Source organism: Allofournierella massiliensis, from assembly GCF_964241245.1.
In the GTDB taxonomy this organism is placed as follows: Bacteria; Bacillota; Clostridia; order Oscillospirales; family Ruminococcaceae; genus Allofournierella; species Allofournierella massiliensis.
In genome coordinates this window covers 32131-46389 of record NZ_CAXSWZ010000019.1, presented here as the reverse complement: position 1 = coordinate 46389, position 14259 = coordinate 32131, and the positions used below count along the sequence as shown (strand labels likewise).

Here is a 14259-nt window from a genome sequence, read left to right as displayed (position 1 = left end):
ATGACCACGCTGGAGATTCTCCGCGCCGCACGGGGGGCGAAAAACGCCCTGATGCTGGCCGATTCTGACCGGAAAAACCGGGCGCTGCTGGCCATGGCCGACGCGCTGGAGCGCAGCTGCCCGGCCATCCTTGCCGCAAACGGGCAGGATCTGGAAAACGCCCGGGGCACCGTGCCGGACGTGATGCTGGATCGGCTGCGCCTGAATGAAGAGCGGGTGGCGGGCATGGCCCGGGGCATCCGGGAAGCGGCCACCCTGCCGGATCCGGTGGGCCGGGTGCTCAGCGAAGAAACCCGCCCGAACGGCCTGCTGCTGCAAAAAGTGACCGTGCCCATGGGCGTGATCGCCATCATCTACGAAAGCCGGCCCAACGTGACCAGCGACGCGGCGGCCCTTGCCATCAAGAGCGGCAGCGCCTGCGTGCTGCGGGGCGGCAAGGAAGCGTTCCTTTCCAACAACGCCATCGTGGATGCGCTGCGCGCCGGTTTGCAGGCGGAGGGCCTGCCCGCCGAGCTGGTGAGCCTTGTGCAGGATACCAGCCGCGCCAGCGCCACCGAGCTGATGAAGGCCTCCGGCCTTGTGGATCTTTTGATTCCCCGGGGCGGCGCAGGGCTGATCCGGGCCTGCGTGGAAAACGCCACCGTGCCCTGCATCCAGACCGGCACCGGCATCTGCCACATCTATGTGGACAAGGCCGCCGACCTGGACATGGCCCTCGCCATTGTGGACAATGCCAAGACCAGCCGCCCCTCGGTGTGCAACGCCGCAGAGGTGTGTCTGGTGCATAAGGACGTGGCGCCCGAATTTCTGCCCCGGCTGCACCAGCGGCTGGTGGCCGACCGGCAGGCAAAGGGGCTGGAGCCGGTGGAGCTTCGGCTGGACCAGGCTGCCGCGAAGCTGATTCCCGGCACCCCGGCGGGCGAAGCGGACTTCGACACCGAGTTTCTGGCCTACACGCTGGCGGTGGCGGTGGTGGAGGACGTGCAGGCGGCCATCCGCCACATCAGTGCCCATTCCACCGGCCACAGCGAGTCCATCGTGACCGGCGACGAGGCCGCCGCTGCGGCCTTCACCGCAGGGGTGGACAGCGCTGCCGTGTATGTGAACGCATCCACCCGCTTTACCGACGGCGGCGAGTTTGGTCTGGGCTGCGAGATGGGCATCTCCACCCAGAAGCTGCACGCCCGGGGCCCCATGGGCCTGGCCGAGCTGGTGAGCTACAAGTACATCATCCGGGGAAACGGGCAGATCCGCTGACCGCCCGCACCCAAAGGAAGGAGAGCGATTATGGCAAATTCCATTACCAAAGAAGAACACGAGCGCAACAAACGCCGCCGGTTCCGGCAGCTGCTGGGAGCGGTGCTCTGCCTGCTGATTCTCATCGGCGCCTTCAACGTGCTGGCACTGGCCGTCAGCGGCGTTGCCTCCCTCTTCGACGATACCGACAAAAAGCTGGAATACGAATCCCGGCTGCAGACCCTTGTGATGTTCGACCCGCTGCCCTTCGCCAGCCTGGATCAGATGGACGATTCCACCGCCCGTCTTGTGAAGGAAAGCGCGATCTGGTCGGCACTGTACACCGCCCAGCAGAGCAGCACCGGGCTGGACAACTACGAGCGTGACCCGGACACCGACGCCCTGATCATGCCCGCAGTGGATGTGGACGCGGCAATTGCCGCCCTCTACGGCCCGGACTACAAGATCGAGCACGGCAGCTTCGACGGCGTGGATATGAGCTATATCTATCTGGAGGAGCAGCAGGGCTATCTGATTCCGGTTACCAGCCAGATGGGCCTGTACACCCCCAAGGTGGAGCAGCTGAAAAAGCAGGACGGCAAGCTGCGGGTCACCGTGGGCTATGTGCCCACCCCGGCGCTGAGCGGCGACTACAGCATGACCACTCCCAGCGAGCCCACCAAGTATATGGATTATATCTTCGAGAAGAACGGCCGCACCTGGTACCTCACCGCGCTGGAAACCAGCGAGATGAAGCCGGCCACCAGCAGTTCCTCCACCTCCCAGCCTGCCGAGGACGCGGTGGTGCCGGAGTTTGACCCCACCAGCGCCATTGCCGACAATGCGGACAGTGCCCTGCTGGAGAGCACGGAAAGCCAGCAGGCGGATTCCACCACGGATTCCGCCGCCACCGATGAAACCGGCGAAACCGGCGAAACGGCCGAAGAGGGCTGAGCCCTTCCGGTGTAAACAACAAAACCCCCGCATGGTTTTTCCATGCGGGGGTTTTTTCGCGTATGGGGTTACGGGGTGGGAATGTCGCCCACGCCGGAAAGCACCAGCCGGGGCCGGAAGGGGAACTGCTCAAGATCCTCCCGACGGGTCACGCCGGAAAGCACCAGAGCGGTGTCCATGCCGGATTCGATGCCGGCAATCATGTCGGTGTCCATCCGGTCACCGATGATCACGGTATCCTCCGAGTGAACGCCCAGCAGCCGCAGGCCGGTGCGCATCATCAGGGGGTTGGGCTTGCCCACAAAATAGGGAGTCTTGCCGGTGGCGGCCTGAATGGGAGCCACCAGACTGCCGCAGGAGGGGATCACTCCATCCTCGGCCGGATCCATCAGATCGCTGTTGGTGGCCACCAGCTTGGCGCCCCGGTTCACAAAGTTGATGGCCTTCACAATGTGTTCGTAGCCGTAGTTTTCGGTTTCGCCCACAATCACGAATTCCGGATCCACGGTGTTGATGGTGATGCCTGCGTCATACAAAGCGTTCATCAGCCCGTGGTCGCCGATCACATAGGCGCTGCCGTTCGGTGACTGGCTCCGGATGAAGCTGGCGGTGGCCAGGGCGCTGGTGTAGAAATGGCTCTGGTCCACATCCAGCCCCATGCGGGCCAGCTTCTGCTGGTATTCCCTGGGCGAAAGATCGCTGGAATTGGTCAGAAACAGAAAGTTCTTGTTTTCCCGGTAGAGCCAGTCCACGAATTCCTTCACACCGGGCAAAAGCCGGTTGCCGTGGTAGATCACGCCGTCCATATCGCAGATGAAGCCCTTTTTGCTGCGCAGCTGTTCCAAAATCACATGCCTCCTCGGTAAAATGCCCGGTTCCGGCGGGGGCAGCGGAGTGCCGGCGGGCGCATTGAACATGATTCGTATCTATTGTACTCTGGAATGACTGGCAGCGCCAGTGCCAAATCATAAAATGTATAAAATTCGGCAGAAAATACAGAAAATTCACTTTGGAAGACAAATCGCAAAAAAGCCCCGACTCCCAGCGGGAGTCGGGGCGAAAACGGGCAGATACTCAGCGCAGCTCGATGGTGTAATCGAAGCCGTACTCGGCCTTCAGCGCGTCCACCTTGTCCTGGCACTCCTCAATGAAGGTGGGGGTGTAAACGCTCTTGCCCTCCTTCTTGTAGTCCTCCAGAATCTGGTTCAGCTTGCCCCAGGCTTCGTCCTGGCGGGCCTGATCCATATCCTCGGGGAAGGAGATCAGAAATTCACGGTGCTTGGGAATACGAGCTTTCATAATAACGGTTCCTCCTGAAATCGTGTTTGTTTATATGCCGAACAGCCGTTTGGCGTTTTCGGTGGTTGCTGCAAAGATCACATCCGGATCCACGCCCCGGACTTCGGCCAGAAATTCGCCGGTGTGGGCGATCAGGCCGGAATCACAGCGCCGACCCCGGCAGGGCTCCGGCGCCATGTAGGGGCAGTCGGTCTCCAGCAGAATGCGCTCCAGCGGAAGGGCAGCGGCGGCCTTCACCGCCCGCTTGGCCCCCTTGAAGGTGAGCGCCCCGCCAAAGCCGATGTACATGCCCTGCTCCGCCAGCATCAGCGCGTCCTCGGCGCTGCCGGAAAAGCAGTGCACCACGCCCCTGGGTTTATACTGCTTCAATAGGGCGTATACATCTGCGTGAGCCTTCCGGTCATGCACAATGATGGGCTTGTCCAGCTCCAGCGCCAGCTTCAGATGAGCTTCGAACAGCTCCAGCTGGGCTTCCTTCGGGATGGGCCAGTGGTAGTCCAGCCCACACTCGCCCACAGCCACCGCCTTCGGGTGGTCAAACAGGGGCTTGATGGCCGCAAGCTCCGCCGCCCAGTCGCCGCCGAAGCGGGTGTTGGTGGAGGTGTCCTCCTCGATGATGCTTTCCGGGTGGATGCCCAGCGCCGCATACATATAGGGGTACTGGTCGGCCAGCGCAAGGCTGGCACGGCTGGAATCGTAGTCGGTGCCGCAGTCCACCACACCAACCACGCCCCGGCCGGGCAGCTCGCTCAGCAGAGCAGAGCGATCCTCGTCGAACTGGTGGCTGGTGTAATGGGCATGGGTGTCAAAAATGGAGTACATGCGCGCTTCCTCAGTGGATGGCGCTGCCGGGCTTCACATCGTCCGGGAAGAATACCACGGATGCACCGCCGTCCGGCATGTCGGCAGCCATGACCATGCCCTCGCTCACATACTTGCCCTTCATCATGGGCCGGGGAGCCAGGTTGGCCACGATGCCCACGTTGCGGCCGATCAGATCCTCGGGCTTGTACCACTTGGCAATGCCGGAAAGGATGGTGCGCTCCCGCTCGCCGTCGAACAGGGTCATCTTCAGCAGCTTCTTGCTCTCCTTCAGGTTCTCGCAGGTGAGCACCTTGGCCACACGCAGCTCCACCTTGCAGAAGTCGTCGATGGTGATCTCGGGCAGATGCTCGATGGGCTCGGCAGCTTCCTCAGCGGCAGGGGCAGCAGCGGCGGCAGCCTTGGCGGCTTCCTCCTCCGCGGCCTTGCGCTTGGCCTCCTGCTCGGCGGCCAGCTCAGCCAGCTCCTTGGCGGCATCGATGCGGGGGAACAGGGCCTCGCCCTTGTGTACGGTGTATTCGGTGCGGGCGCCGAAGGTGAGGGCGTCGAAGGTCAGCTCGCTCTCGGCAAGGCCCAGCTGCTCGGCCATCTTGCCGGTGGTGTTGGGCAGGAAGGGGGTGAGCAGGATGGCGCTCATGCGCAGGGATTCGCACAGGTTGTACAGCACCATGGCCAGACGGGGCTTGTTGGTTTCGTCCTTGGCCAGCGCCCAGGGAGCGGTCTCGTCAATGTACTTGTTGGCGCGCTGGATGGCCTTGAAGATCTCCTGGGTGGCCTGAGGAATCAGCAGATCGTCCATGCAGGCGGTAACCTTGGCGGGCATGGCGTTCACGGTGTCCATCAGATCCTGATCGAAGTCGCCGGCTTCGCGCTCGGCGGGCAGGGTGCCGCCGAAGTATTTCTCGATCATGGCCACGGTGCGGCTGAGCAGGTTGCCCAGGTCGTTGGCCAGGTCGGAGTTGATGCGGCTGATCAGCGCCTCGTTGGAGAAGATGCCGTCGTTGCCGAAGGGAATCTCACGCAGCAGGAAGTAACGGATGGCGTCCACGCCGTAGCGCTCGCACAGAACCACCGGATCCACCACGTTGCCCTTGGACTTGCTCATCTTGCCGCCGTCCAGCAGCAGCCAGCCGTGGCCGAACACGCGGCCGGGCAGGGGCAGATCCAGCGCCATCAGCATGGCGGGCCACAGAATGGTGTGGAACCGCAGAATCTCCTTGCCCACCATGTGGATGGTGGCAGGCCAGAACTTGTCGTAGTCGGAGTACTTCTCGTTGCCGTAGCCCAGAGCGCTGATGTAGTTGCTCAGCGCGTCCACCCACACATACATGGTGTGCTTCTGGTCAAAGGGAACGGGGATGCCCCAGGGCACGGTGGTGCGGGAAACGCAGGTGTCCTGCAGACCCTGATTGATGAAGGAGATCATCTCGTTCTTGCGGCTCTCGGGCTGGATGAACTGGGGATTCTCCTCATACAGCTTCAACAGGCGGTCGGCGTATTTGCTGGTCTTGAAGAAGTAAGCCTCTTCCTCCGCATCGTACACCTCACGGCCGCAGTCGGGGCACTTACCGTCCACCAGCTGGCTGTCGGTCCAGAAGCTCTCGCAGGGCTTGCAGTAATGGCCCTTGTAAACGCTCTTGTAGATATCGCCCTGGTCGTACAGCTTCTGGAAGATCTTCTGGCAGCTCTCGATGTGGTAATCATCGGTGGTGCGGATGAACCGGTCGTAGCTGATGTCCAGCAGCTTCCACAGGTCCTTCACGCCGCCTTTGCCCTCCACGATCTCGTCCACATACTGCTTGGGGGTCACGCCCTTGGCAGCGGCCTTGTCCTGGATCTTCTGGCCGTGCTCGTCGGTGCCGGTGAGGAACATGACGTCCTTGCCCTGCATCCGCTTGAAGCGGGCCAGCGCATCGCAGGCCACGGTGGTGTAGCTGTGGCCGATGTGCAGCTTGTCGCTGGGGTAGTAGATGGGGGTGGTAATGTAATAGGTGTTGTTCTGGCTCATTTTCTTCTATCCTTTCATAACGGGGCCGCGAATGGAACGGTCCCGGGATTTACAAATTCTCCCACTGGGAAAAATCAATGGGCTTGCCGTGGTCGTAGGTGGTAAGATCCTTCTCGTCGATGGGGCGCACCACCCGGCAGGGGGTGCCGAAGGCCACCACGTTTGCGGGAATGTCCCGGCTGACCACGCTGCCCGCGCCGATCACCGAGTTTTCCCCGATGGTCACGCCCGGCAGGAGGATGCAGCCCGCGCCGATCCACACGTTTTTTTCAACGGTCACCGGCTTGTTGTACTGGGCCGCCAGCCGGCGCAGGCCCGGGTGGATGGGATGGGCGGCGGTGGAGATGGTCACATTGGGGCCGATCATCACATTGTCGCCCAGATAGACGTGGGTGTCGTCCACCAGCGTCAGGTTGAAGTTTGCATAAACATTGTTGCCCAGATGGGTGTAGCGGCCCCAGTTGGCGTTGAAGGGTGGCTCAAAAAAGCAGTTTTCGCCCACCTCGGCAAAGATGCGGGGCAGAAGGGCCTGATGGCCTTCCATGTCCCGGGGGTCCAGCTGGTTGTACTGGTGAATCAGTGCCCGGCATTCCATCTGCTCGCGGAAAAGCTCCGGGGAGTTGCAGCTGTAAAGCTCGCCGGTGTGCATGCGGGGTTCCAGTTCTGCCATGGAAAACACTCCTTCTTTTCGGTGTTCAGGGGGCTTAAAAACCAATGGGGGTCTTGCCGCAGGCCAGCAGGGTTTCCTCGGCCAGCACCTCGGTGCTGTCGATGAAAAAGTCGTCCAGCCCTTCGTCCCGCTTGATGAGCGAAAGCTCGGTGCAGCCAAGCACCGCCTTTTCGCAGCCCGCGGCACGCAGCTCGGCGGCGATCTCCATGAAAATCTTCATGTCGGCCCGCTGGCCCTTTTTGATCTGGTCGTAGATGATGTTCATCAGCTGGGTCTGGCGGGGCAGGGAAGGAATGGCAAAATCGATGCCCTCGGCCCGGCACATGCGCTGGTAGGTGCAGCTGCCCACGGTGCCGCTGGTGGCAAGAATGCCCAGCCGGGTGCAGCCCTGCGCCTTGGCGTGCTGCACGGTCAGCCGCACCATGTTCAGGATGGGCACCGGCAAACTGCGGGCCAGCCGGTCGTAAAAATAATGGGCGGTGTTGCAGGGGATGGCCAGAATGGTGGCCCCGTATTTCACCAGCATCTCCGCGTCCCGCTCCATCTGGGCGAAGGGATCGTCCTCGCTTTCGCCCAGAATGTAGGCGGTGCGATCCGGAGTGGAAGCCCGGCTGGAGATCACGATGTCCAGGTGATCCTGATCACACTGGGCGGGGGTGTGCTCGGTGAGCATCTGATAGAAATACACGGTGCTCATGGGGCCGAGCCCACCCAAAATACCCAAAACGGGATGTTCGTTCTGCATGGCCTGATTCCACGCCCCTTTGCTCAGATTGGCGGGCAGAACAGCTGCCGCCTGCAATTTATTTATTATATCACCTTTGCGCCCTCAATACAATTACAAGGCGGTGGCAGCCGGCGGGGAAAATGCGGCGGTTCAGACACAAAAAACCGCGGGATGCCGGACACGGCACCCCGCGGAGAAGTCATTCAGTACATTGGTCTGCCCTCGATTTAGATGGATTTAAAACGCTTCATCAATACGACTTTCTCGTCATACATATCGATTCACGTTCCTTTGCCATATACCGGCAGGCTTTGTCGCTTCACATTGCCTGCATCCCTGGTGGTCTACGGGCAAACATTCAGCACATTGGCGTTATCCTCATTTCGTACGATTTGATAAACTCAGATTTCAAAGCGCCTTGAAATGGTACGCGAAACATTGCTTAGTACATTGGACTCAAAGCCTCTTCTGGTTTGATTCGGATGAAAAGAAACATATCAAAAAAGGATTTCTACCGTTTTATTGCTCTGGTTTGCTGGTGATCAAAGCCGTTTACTTGGATGGATTTGGTCGAATGCGTCTTGTGGTTCCGTTACTGTTGTTCGGCTTCCATGGCTTAAAAGAGGTTGCAGACAAGACCTAAACTCAACTTTTATTTCCTTGGTGCGAAGTGATTCAGAACACTCGCATCGCTCTTGCTCCATACCAGGCTAAAATACCAATTTCCTCACATCAAACGATGCTTTAACCGTTTTTGGTACGATCCATCGGGATCAAATCCACTTTCGGTTTTTTTATAAAAACTGCTTGTTGGGCAGGGATGGGATCTACACGCTATTTGAATCTTATTCCGAAAATCCAAAACCTTTTTGGGTGTCGCCGTCTGGTTTTTCACTGTTGCTACAGGTTCTTTTGGAATCATTCTCCTTCGACCTGCGGTTTTTTCCGATCCATCGATCCTGGAAATACCGGATCATCCGGTTCATTTGATTCATTTGGAATCCTGTGTTCCAGCTTGGCCTTTGGCATTCAAGAAATCATCTTGCTGTGAAAAAGTGATTTCGGGGATTCAGCGGCAGGTCCCATCCTGCCAGATCTGGCCGGGTTCTTCAATTACCATGATGGTCCTGCTCTCCTTTCTTTCCTCGTTGCGGCTCTTCCTGTTATTCTGAACAGGTTGCCTAGAGTTTCTTGACCTTGGTTTTATCTCCCTTGGTGTGTCTATAATATACCACACAAAAAGCCCGGTGTATATTGACAAAGTGGATATACTTATGATGTATTATTTGTATATTTGTTGCATTGTAAAATGCGGGGATTTGGTGCTATAATAAAAATGTTGGAGTGCATCCCGGCATCCTTGCTGTGGGTGCACTGTTTTTTTGCAGCCGGGGCAAGCGAAAAGCCGCTGCTATTTAATGTATTATATATAGGGCAGAGAAAAGGTCGGCAAAAAACTTCAAAAAATTTTTCAAAAATCTGTTGACAAACCGTATATCCGGGGGTATAATGATGAAGCTGTCAGATGTGGCCCGTTGGTCAAGCGGTCAAGACGGCGGCCTCTCACGCCGCAAACGGGAGTTCGATTCTCCCACGGGTCACCATATATGCACTTCTAGCTCAGTTGGTAGAGCAGCTGACTCTTAATCAGCGGGCCCAGGGTTCGAGTCCCTGGAAGTGCACCATTTGTTCCTCCTTAGCTCAGTCGGTAGAGCATGCGGCTGTTAACCGCAGGGTCGTTGGTTCGAGCCCAACAGGGGGAGCCAGAAAAAAGCGCATCGGATAACCGGTGCGCTTTTTCTTTTGTAAAACACCCAACGACCCTGTGCGTTAATAGCCGCAAGAACCGGCAAGGAGCAATAAAGCAAAACCGATTGAACAGGCAAAACGGCGCAGGGCGGCTGTTACCTTTGCCGGAGCCGATCTGAGCCCAGTGGGCGATGCAGCGAGGCGGAGGCGGGCCCGGAAACAGAGCGATGTGCCGCGGGCCGGTGGCCCGTGGTGCAGCGCGACAATTTCCGGGCTCGGAATGGTCGTTGGTTCGAGCCGGGCAGGAAGAGCCGGGGCGGGCGGCGTGCTCACTCAAAAAGCAACCGAATAAAAAGCGTACCGGTCAATGAACGGCCGGTACGCTTTTTATTATGTGTTCTGCGTCTGCATTTCGGCGGGGACATGAAGGCGAAAGCTGTTTTTCTGGGTTCGCTTGCTTTCATACATGGCCTGGTCGGCGGCCAGATGCAGCGCCGCGTAGTCCGGCTGCACCGGCGGCGAAAGCGCCACGCCGATGCTGGCCTTGACCGGGCCGTTCAGTTGAGGCAGGGAAATTCGTTCCAGATGGGTCAGGATCATCTGTGCGCGCCGGGCCATCAGATCCGGGTCCAGCGGGCTTTCCAGAAATACCACAAATTCGTCGCCGCCCACCCGGGCTACAATGTCTCCCGCCCGGAACAGGTGCTTGAGCACGTCGCTCACCGCAACCAGCACCTGATCGCCCACCGAGTGGCCCAATGTGTCGTTGATCTGCTTGAAATCATCCAGATCAATCATGAACAGCACGCCGCCGCCCACCTTTTTCAGTCGGCGGGAAATCATCTCTTCGGCGCTGCGATTATAGACCCCGGTGAGCACATCCATACTGGCCCGGCGCAGCAGATCCTGCTCCCGGTCAAATCGTTCGGTGATGTCGGTGAGCTTGCCCACGATCCGCCCGCCGGCCCCGCGAACGCCTTTCAGCGCCTTGCAGCGGCATAAATAGACCCAGATCTGCCCATCCTGCCCCAGAAAGGCCACCTCTGCCTTGATCACCGGCCCGCCGGGCCGGGCTGCCCGCAGCAGACGGCGCAGTTTGTCCGCTGCTTCGGTCAGGCCCCGGCCGCCTGCGTCGCCGCGCAGGGGCAGCAGATCCGGCAGCCCCAGCACCGCCGGCGCTGCGGGTGTGAATTCCAGGCGGGTAGAATCGCAATCGTATTCAAACAGAAGGGTGTCGGTGAATTCCTTTAGAACATTCGTCACATTCATGGGGTGTGTCTCCTGATGAAAAAGGATATTTTCTCCTATTATACGGCATGGATTCCCCCAAAGCAAGGAAAATATGAATTATTTAGTGTATGCTAAATGCGTTACACATCATTTATCGGAAAAGCTGTGCAGAATAAAATAATGATAAAAGGTGATGTGTTATGCGAAAGACCCGAGAATGCAGCAATCTGAAAACCCTGGGAGCAGACATCAAGGCCGCACGGCATGCCCTGCGGCTGACCCGGCGCGCTCTGGCCGAGCAGCTGGGCATTGATCCGCGCTATCTGGCCAACATCGAAAACAGCGGCAGTCTGCCCAGCCTGCCCATTTTCTATGAGCTGGTGCGCATCTGCAAGCTGCCGCCGGAACGCTACTTTTTTGAACAGCAGGAAAACCAGCCCAGCGAGCAGCGCCGCCGCGTGAGCCAGAAGCTCACCCTGTGCAGCGAGGAATTTCTGCCGGTGGTGGAGGGTGCGCTGGACGGTGCGATCCAGGTGCAGGAGAATCGCATCGAGCAGGAGGAGTGACCGCTGCGGAAAAACGCTCTTTGCTGAAAAAAGCGGAATTGTTCTTGAATGGGGAACAATTCCGCCCTTTTTTTGCAAAAAAGCAGCGGCGGGGCCCCTTTGCGTCTTGACGAAGCGGCCCCGCCGCTTTAATATTAGATATGTTACGGGCAACCCCCGGTCCGCGGGGGAAAAACAAGCGGCGGCGCAGCCAGCGTCGCGGTAAGGAGTATGAAGATGAAAAACAGCGAAAAGAATTTCGACACCATTGTGGCCCTGTGCAAAAACCGGGGCTTTGTGTATCCGGGCAGCGAGATCTACGGCGGCCTGGCCAACAGCTGGGACTACGGCCCCCTGGGCGTGGAGTTCAAGAACAACGTGAAGAAGGCATGGCTGAAAAAGTTCGTGCAGGAGAACCGCCTGAACGTGGGCCTGGACGCCGCCATCATCATGAACCCCCAGACCTGGGTGACCACCGGCCATGTGGCTGGCTTCTCCGACCCTCTGCTGGACTGCAAGAGCTGCAAGGCCCGCCACCGTGCCGACAAGCTGATCGGCGACGTGCACCCCGAGGTGAACGTGGACGCCATGAGCTTTGAGGAGATGGACGCCTTCATCAACGAGCATGAGGATGTGGTCTGCCCCGTGTGCGGCAAGCACGACTTCACCCCCATCCGTAAGTTCAACCTGATGTTCAAGACTGCCATCGGCGTCACTGAGGACTCCTCCAGCACCTGCTACCTGCGTCCCGAGACCGCTCAGGGCATCTTCGTGAACTTTGCCAACATCCAGCGCACCACCCGCCGCAAGCTGCCCTTCGGCGTGTGCCAGGTGGGCAAGGCCTTCCGCAACGAGATCACTCCCGGTAACTTCACCTTCCGTACCCGCGAGTTCGAGCAGATGGAGTGCGAGTTCTTCTGCAAGCCGGACACCGATCTGGAGTGGTTTGCCTACTGGAAGGACTTCTGCAAGAACTGGCTGCTGAGCCTGGGCATCAAGGAGGAGAACCTGCGCCTGCGTGACCACGAGCCCGCCGAGCTGGCCTTCTACTCCCGCGCCACCACCGACATCGAGTACGCCTTCCCGTTCACCGACTGGGGCGAGCTGTGGGGCATTGCCGACCGCACCAACTACGACCTGGGCCGCCATCAGGAGGCCAGCGGCAAGAGCCTGGAGTACTTCGATCCCGACACCAACGAGCACTACATCCCCTATGTGATCGAGCCCTCTCTGGGCGCCGACCGTGTGGCTCTGGCCTTCCTGTGCGAGGCTTACGATGAGGAAGTGCTCACCGACGGCAAGGGCAAGGAGGACAAGCGCGTGGTTCTGCGCCTGCATCCCGCCCTGGCTCCCTACAAGGCCGCCGTGCTGCCCCTGTCCAAGAAGCTGGGCGAGCAGGCCATGCCCATCTGGCAGGAGCTGAGCAAGTACTTCATGGTGGACTACGACGAGACCGGTTCCATCGGCAAGCGTTACCGCCGCCAGGACGAGATCGGCACCCCGCTGTGCATCACCGTGGACTTCGCCACCTTCGGCAGCGACACCGAGGAAGGCGACGGCTGCGTGACCATCCGTGACCGCGACACCATGGAGCAGGTTCGTCTGCCCATCAGCCAGGTCAAGGACTACATCGAGAAGAAGATTCAGTTCTGATTGATTCAGAACGGGCGGGGCTTTTAAAGCCCCGCCTTTTTCGCTATAATAAAGGCAATTGTGAAATGCAGAGCCGCAAGAGCCTGCAAAAATTTCAGAAAAAGCGAGGAATGAAGCAATGAATCAGGAACTGCTGAACAAATATGCCGCCTTCACCGTGCAGGTGGGCGTGAACGTGCAGAAGGGCCAGACCCTTATCATCCGCTGCCCGGTGGAGGGCGCTTACTTCGGCCGCGCCTGCATGGAGGCCGCCTACAAGGCCGGCGCCCGGGATGTGGTCATCCGCTGGGAGGACGAAAAGGCCGCCCGCATCCGCATGGAGCTGGGCGAGGAGGAAGCCCTGAGCGAGACCAAGCCCTACGAGCTGCGCAGCTATCTGGACTATGCCGAGAGCGAGGGCGGCTGCTGCCTGCTGGCCATCCATGCCTCCGACCCGGAGATCTTCAAGGGTCTGGACACCGCCAAGATCAACCGGGTGAGCCTGGCCAAGCAGGAGGCCATGAAGTCCTGGCGGGAATACACCATGAAGGATCGGGTGCAGTGGTGCGTGGTGGCCATCCCCACCCCGGCCTGGGCCGCTTCCGTGTTCCCCGGCATGCCCGAGGACGAGGCCCAGGAGAAGCTGTGGAGCGCCATCTTCGACGTGTGCCGGGTCACCGGCGGCGACCCGGTGAGCGCCTGGAAGGAGCATGTGGCCAAGACCAGCGCCTGCCGCGACAAGCTCAATGAGCTGCAGCTGGAGAGCATCCACATGACCAGCGCCAACGGCACCGATCTGACCGTGGGTCTGGCCGAGGGCCACACCTGGGAGGGCGCCTGCAGCAAGGCCGAGAACGGCGCGGTGTTCATCGCCAACGTGCCCACCGAGGAGGTGTTCACCGCACCCCACCGGGAGCGGGTGAACGGCGTGGTCAAGGGCACCAAGCCCTATGTGTACAACGGCCAGCTGATCGAGGGCTTCTCGGTTACCTTCAAGGACGGCGTTGTGGTGGATTACTCCGCCGAGAAGAACGCCGAGCTGCTGGGCCAGCTGCTGGACAGCGACGAGGGCGCCCGCCGCATCGGCGAGATTGCTCTGGTGCCCGCCTCCAGCCCCATCAACCGCAGCGGTCTGCTCTTCTACAACACCCTGTTTGACGAGAACGCCGCCTGCCACATCGCCTTCGGTGCGGGCTACCCCACCACCGTGAAGGGCGGCGCGGCCATGACTACCGAAGAGCTGCTGGCCTGCGGCGTGAACGATTCCGCCATCCACGAGGACGTGATGGTGGGCGCGGAGGACATGACCATCACCGGCCTGACCAAGTCCGGCGAGGCCGTGACCATCTTCGAAAACGGCGAGTGGGCCATCGGCTGAATGAATTTT

The 14259-nt window shown here is 59.6% G+C and carries 12 protein-coding genes and 3 tRNA genes; 8 read left to right on the top strand and 7 right to left on the bottom strand.

Annotated features, from left to right (window positions below; translation table 11 throughout):
• Both ACESYO_RS10900 and ACESYO_RS10895 read left to right on the top strand, forming a co-directional pair.
• A complete protein-coding gene (locus tag ACESYO_RS10900) occupies positions 1 to 1257 on the top strand; it encodes a glutamate-5-semialdehyde dehydrogenase (RefSeq protein WP_058963873.1) in 1257 nt (418 codons plus the stop codon).
• A 30-nt stretch (positions 1258 to 1287) separates the two neighbouring features.
• On the top strand, positions 1288 to 2190 hold the full coding sequence (locus tag ACESYO_RS10895; protein WP_058963872.1) for a hypothetical protein: 903 nt from the start codon (positions 1288 to 1290) through the stop codon (positions 2188 to 2190).
• 68 nt (positions 2191 to 2258) lie between these two features.
• On the opposite strand, the gene ACESYO_RS10890 is transcribed toward ACESYO_RS10895, so the two are convergent.
• The 6 genes from ACESYO_RS10890 to cuyB form a co-directional block, all read right to left on the bottom strand.
• Entirely contained in the window at positions 2259 to 3035 is a 777-nt protein-coding gene (locus ACESYO_RS10890; RefSeq protein ID WP_346671677.1) for an HAD-IIA family hydrolase, read from the bottom strand.
• Between the two features lie 229 nt (positions 3036 to 3264).
• Complete coding sequence (locus ACESYO_RS10885) at positions 3265 to 3489, bottom strand: methylenetetrahydrofolate dehydrogenase (protein WP_373210013.1); 225 nt, start codon at positions 3487 to 3489, stop codon at positions 3265 to 3267.
• Between the two features lie 30 nt (positions 3490 to 3519).
• Entirely contained in the window at positions 3520 to 4311 is a 792-nt protein-coding gene (locus ACESYO_RS10880; RefSeq protein WP_058963869.1) for a TatD family hydrolase, read from the bottom strand.
• 10 nt (positions 4312 to 4321) lie between these two features.
• A complete protein-coding gene (metG, locus tag ACESYO_RS10875; protein WP_058963868.1) occupies positions 4322 to 6319 on the bottom strand; it encodes a methionine--tRNA ligase in 1998 nt (665 codons plus the stop codon).
• 49 nt (positions 6320 to 6368) lie between these two features.
• Complete coding sequence (locus tag ACESYO_RS10870; RefSeq protein ID WP_058963867.1) at positions 6369 to 6989, bottom strand: sugar O-acetyltransferase; 621 nt, start codon at positions 6987 to 6989, stop codon at positions 6369 to 6371.
• Positions 6990 to 7023: 34 nt separating this feature from the next.
• Positions 7024 to 7734 (bottom strand): cysteate racemase, encoded by a 711-nt coding sequence (gene cuyB / locus ACESYO_RS10865; protein WP_058963894.1) that lies wholly within the window; start codon positions 7732 to 7734, stop codon positions 7024 to 7026.
• A gap of 1511 nt (positions 7735 to 9245) precedes the next feature.
• Between cuyB and ACESYO_RS10860 the strand changes: the two genes are divergently transcribed.
• From ACESYO_RS10860 to ACESYO_RS10850, 3 genes are all read left to right on the top strand, one after another.
• A tRNA-Glu gene (locus ACESYO_RS10860) sits at positions 9246 to 9320 on the top strand.
• Positions 9321 to 9325: 5 nt separating this feature from the next.
• A tRNA-Lys gene (locus ACESYO_RS10855) sits at positions 9326 to 9401 on the top strand.
• Between the two features lie 5 nt (positions 9402 to 9406).
• A tRNA-Asn gene (locus tag ACESYO_RS10850) sits at positions 9407 to 9482 on the top strand.
• Between the two features lie 373 nt (positions 9483 to 9855).
• On the opposite strand, the gene ACESYO_RS10845 is transcribed toward ACESYO_RS10850, so the two are convergent.
• A complete protein-coding gene (locus ACESYO_RS10845) occupies positions 9856 to 10734 on the bottom strand; it encodes a GGDEF domain-containing protein (protein ID WP_276870579.1) in 879 nt (292 codons plus the stop codon).
• A 161-nt stretch (positions 10735 to 10895) separates the two neighbouring features.
• Here ACESYO_RS10845 and ACESYO_RS10840 point away from each other — a divergent pair, with 161 nt between their 5' ends.
• The 3 genes from ACESYO_RS10840 (at position 10896) to ACESYO_RS10830 (ending at position 14250) form a co-directional block, all read left to right on the top strand.
• Positions 10896 to 11261, top strand: a complete 366-nt coding sequence (locus ACESYO_RS10840) for a helix-turn-helix domain-containing protein (protein WP_058963865.1) — start codon at positions 10896 to 10898, stop codon at positions 11259 to 11261.
• 216 nt (positions 11262 to 11477) lie between these two features.
• On the top strand, positions 11478 to 12893 hold the full coding sequence (locus tag ACESYO_RS10835) for a glycine--tRNA ligase (protein ID WP_373210012.1): 1416 nt from the start codon (positions 11478 to 11480) through the stop codon (positions 12891 to 12893).
• A gap of 118 nt (positions 12894 to 13011) precedes the next feature.
• Positions 13012 to 14250 (top strand): aminopeptidase, encoded by a 1239-nt coding sequence (locus tag ACESYO_RS10830; protein ID WP_276870574.1) that lies wholly within the window; start codon positions 13012 to 13014, stop codon positions 14248 to 14250.
• Positions 14251 to 14259: the final 9 nt, after the last annotated feature.

Excerpts from the sequence above, each read along its gene's own strand:
- metG (WP_058963868.1), bottom strand. The coding sequence starts at position 6,319 with ATGAGCCAGAACAACACCTATTACATTACCACCCCCATCTACTACCCC.
- ACESYO_RS10885 (WP_373210013.1), bottom strand. The coding sequence starts at position 3,489 with ATGAAAGCTCGTATTCCCAAGCACCGTGAATTTCTGATCTCCTTCCCC.
- cuyB (WP_058963894.1), bottom strand. The coding sequence starts at position 7,734 with ATGCAGAACGAACATCCCGTTTTGGGTATTTTGGGTGGGCTCGGCCCC.
- ACESYO_RS10845 (WP_276870579.1), bottom strand. The coding sequence starts at position 10,734 with ATGAATGTGACGAATGTTCTAAAGGAATTCACCGACACCCTTCTGTTT.
- ACESYO_RS10835 (WP_373210012.1), top strand. The coding sequence starts at position 11,478 with ATGAAAAACAGCGAAAAGAATTTCGACACCATTGTGGCCCTGTGCAAA.
- ACESYO_RS10870 (WP_058963867.1), bottom strand. The coding sequence starts at position 6,989 with ATGGCAGAACTGGAACCCCGCATGCACACCGGCGAGCTTTACAGCTGC.
- ACESYO_RS10895 (WP_058963872.1), top strand. The coding sequence starts at position 1,288 with ATGGCAAATTCCATTACCAAAGAAGAACACGAGCGCAACAAACGCCGC.
- ACESYO_RS10880 (WP_058963869.1), bottom strand. The coding sequence starts at position 4,311 with ATGTACTCCATTTTTGACACCCATGCCCATTACACCAGCCACCAGTTC.
- ACESYO_RS10840 (WP_058963865.1), top strand. The coding sequence starts at position 10,896 with ATGCGAAAGACCCGAGAATGCAGCAATCTGAAAACCCTGGGAGCAGAC.
- ACESYO_RS10830 (WP_276870574.1), top strand. The coding sequence starts at position 13,012 with ATGAATCAGGAACTGCTGAACAAATATGCCGCCTTCACCGTGCAGGTG.
- ACESYO_RS10900 (WP_058963873.1), top strand. The coding sequence starts at position 1 with ATGACCACGCTGGAGATTCTCCGCGCCGCACGGGGGGCGAAAAACGCC.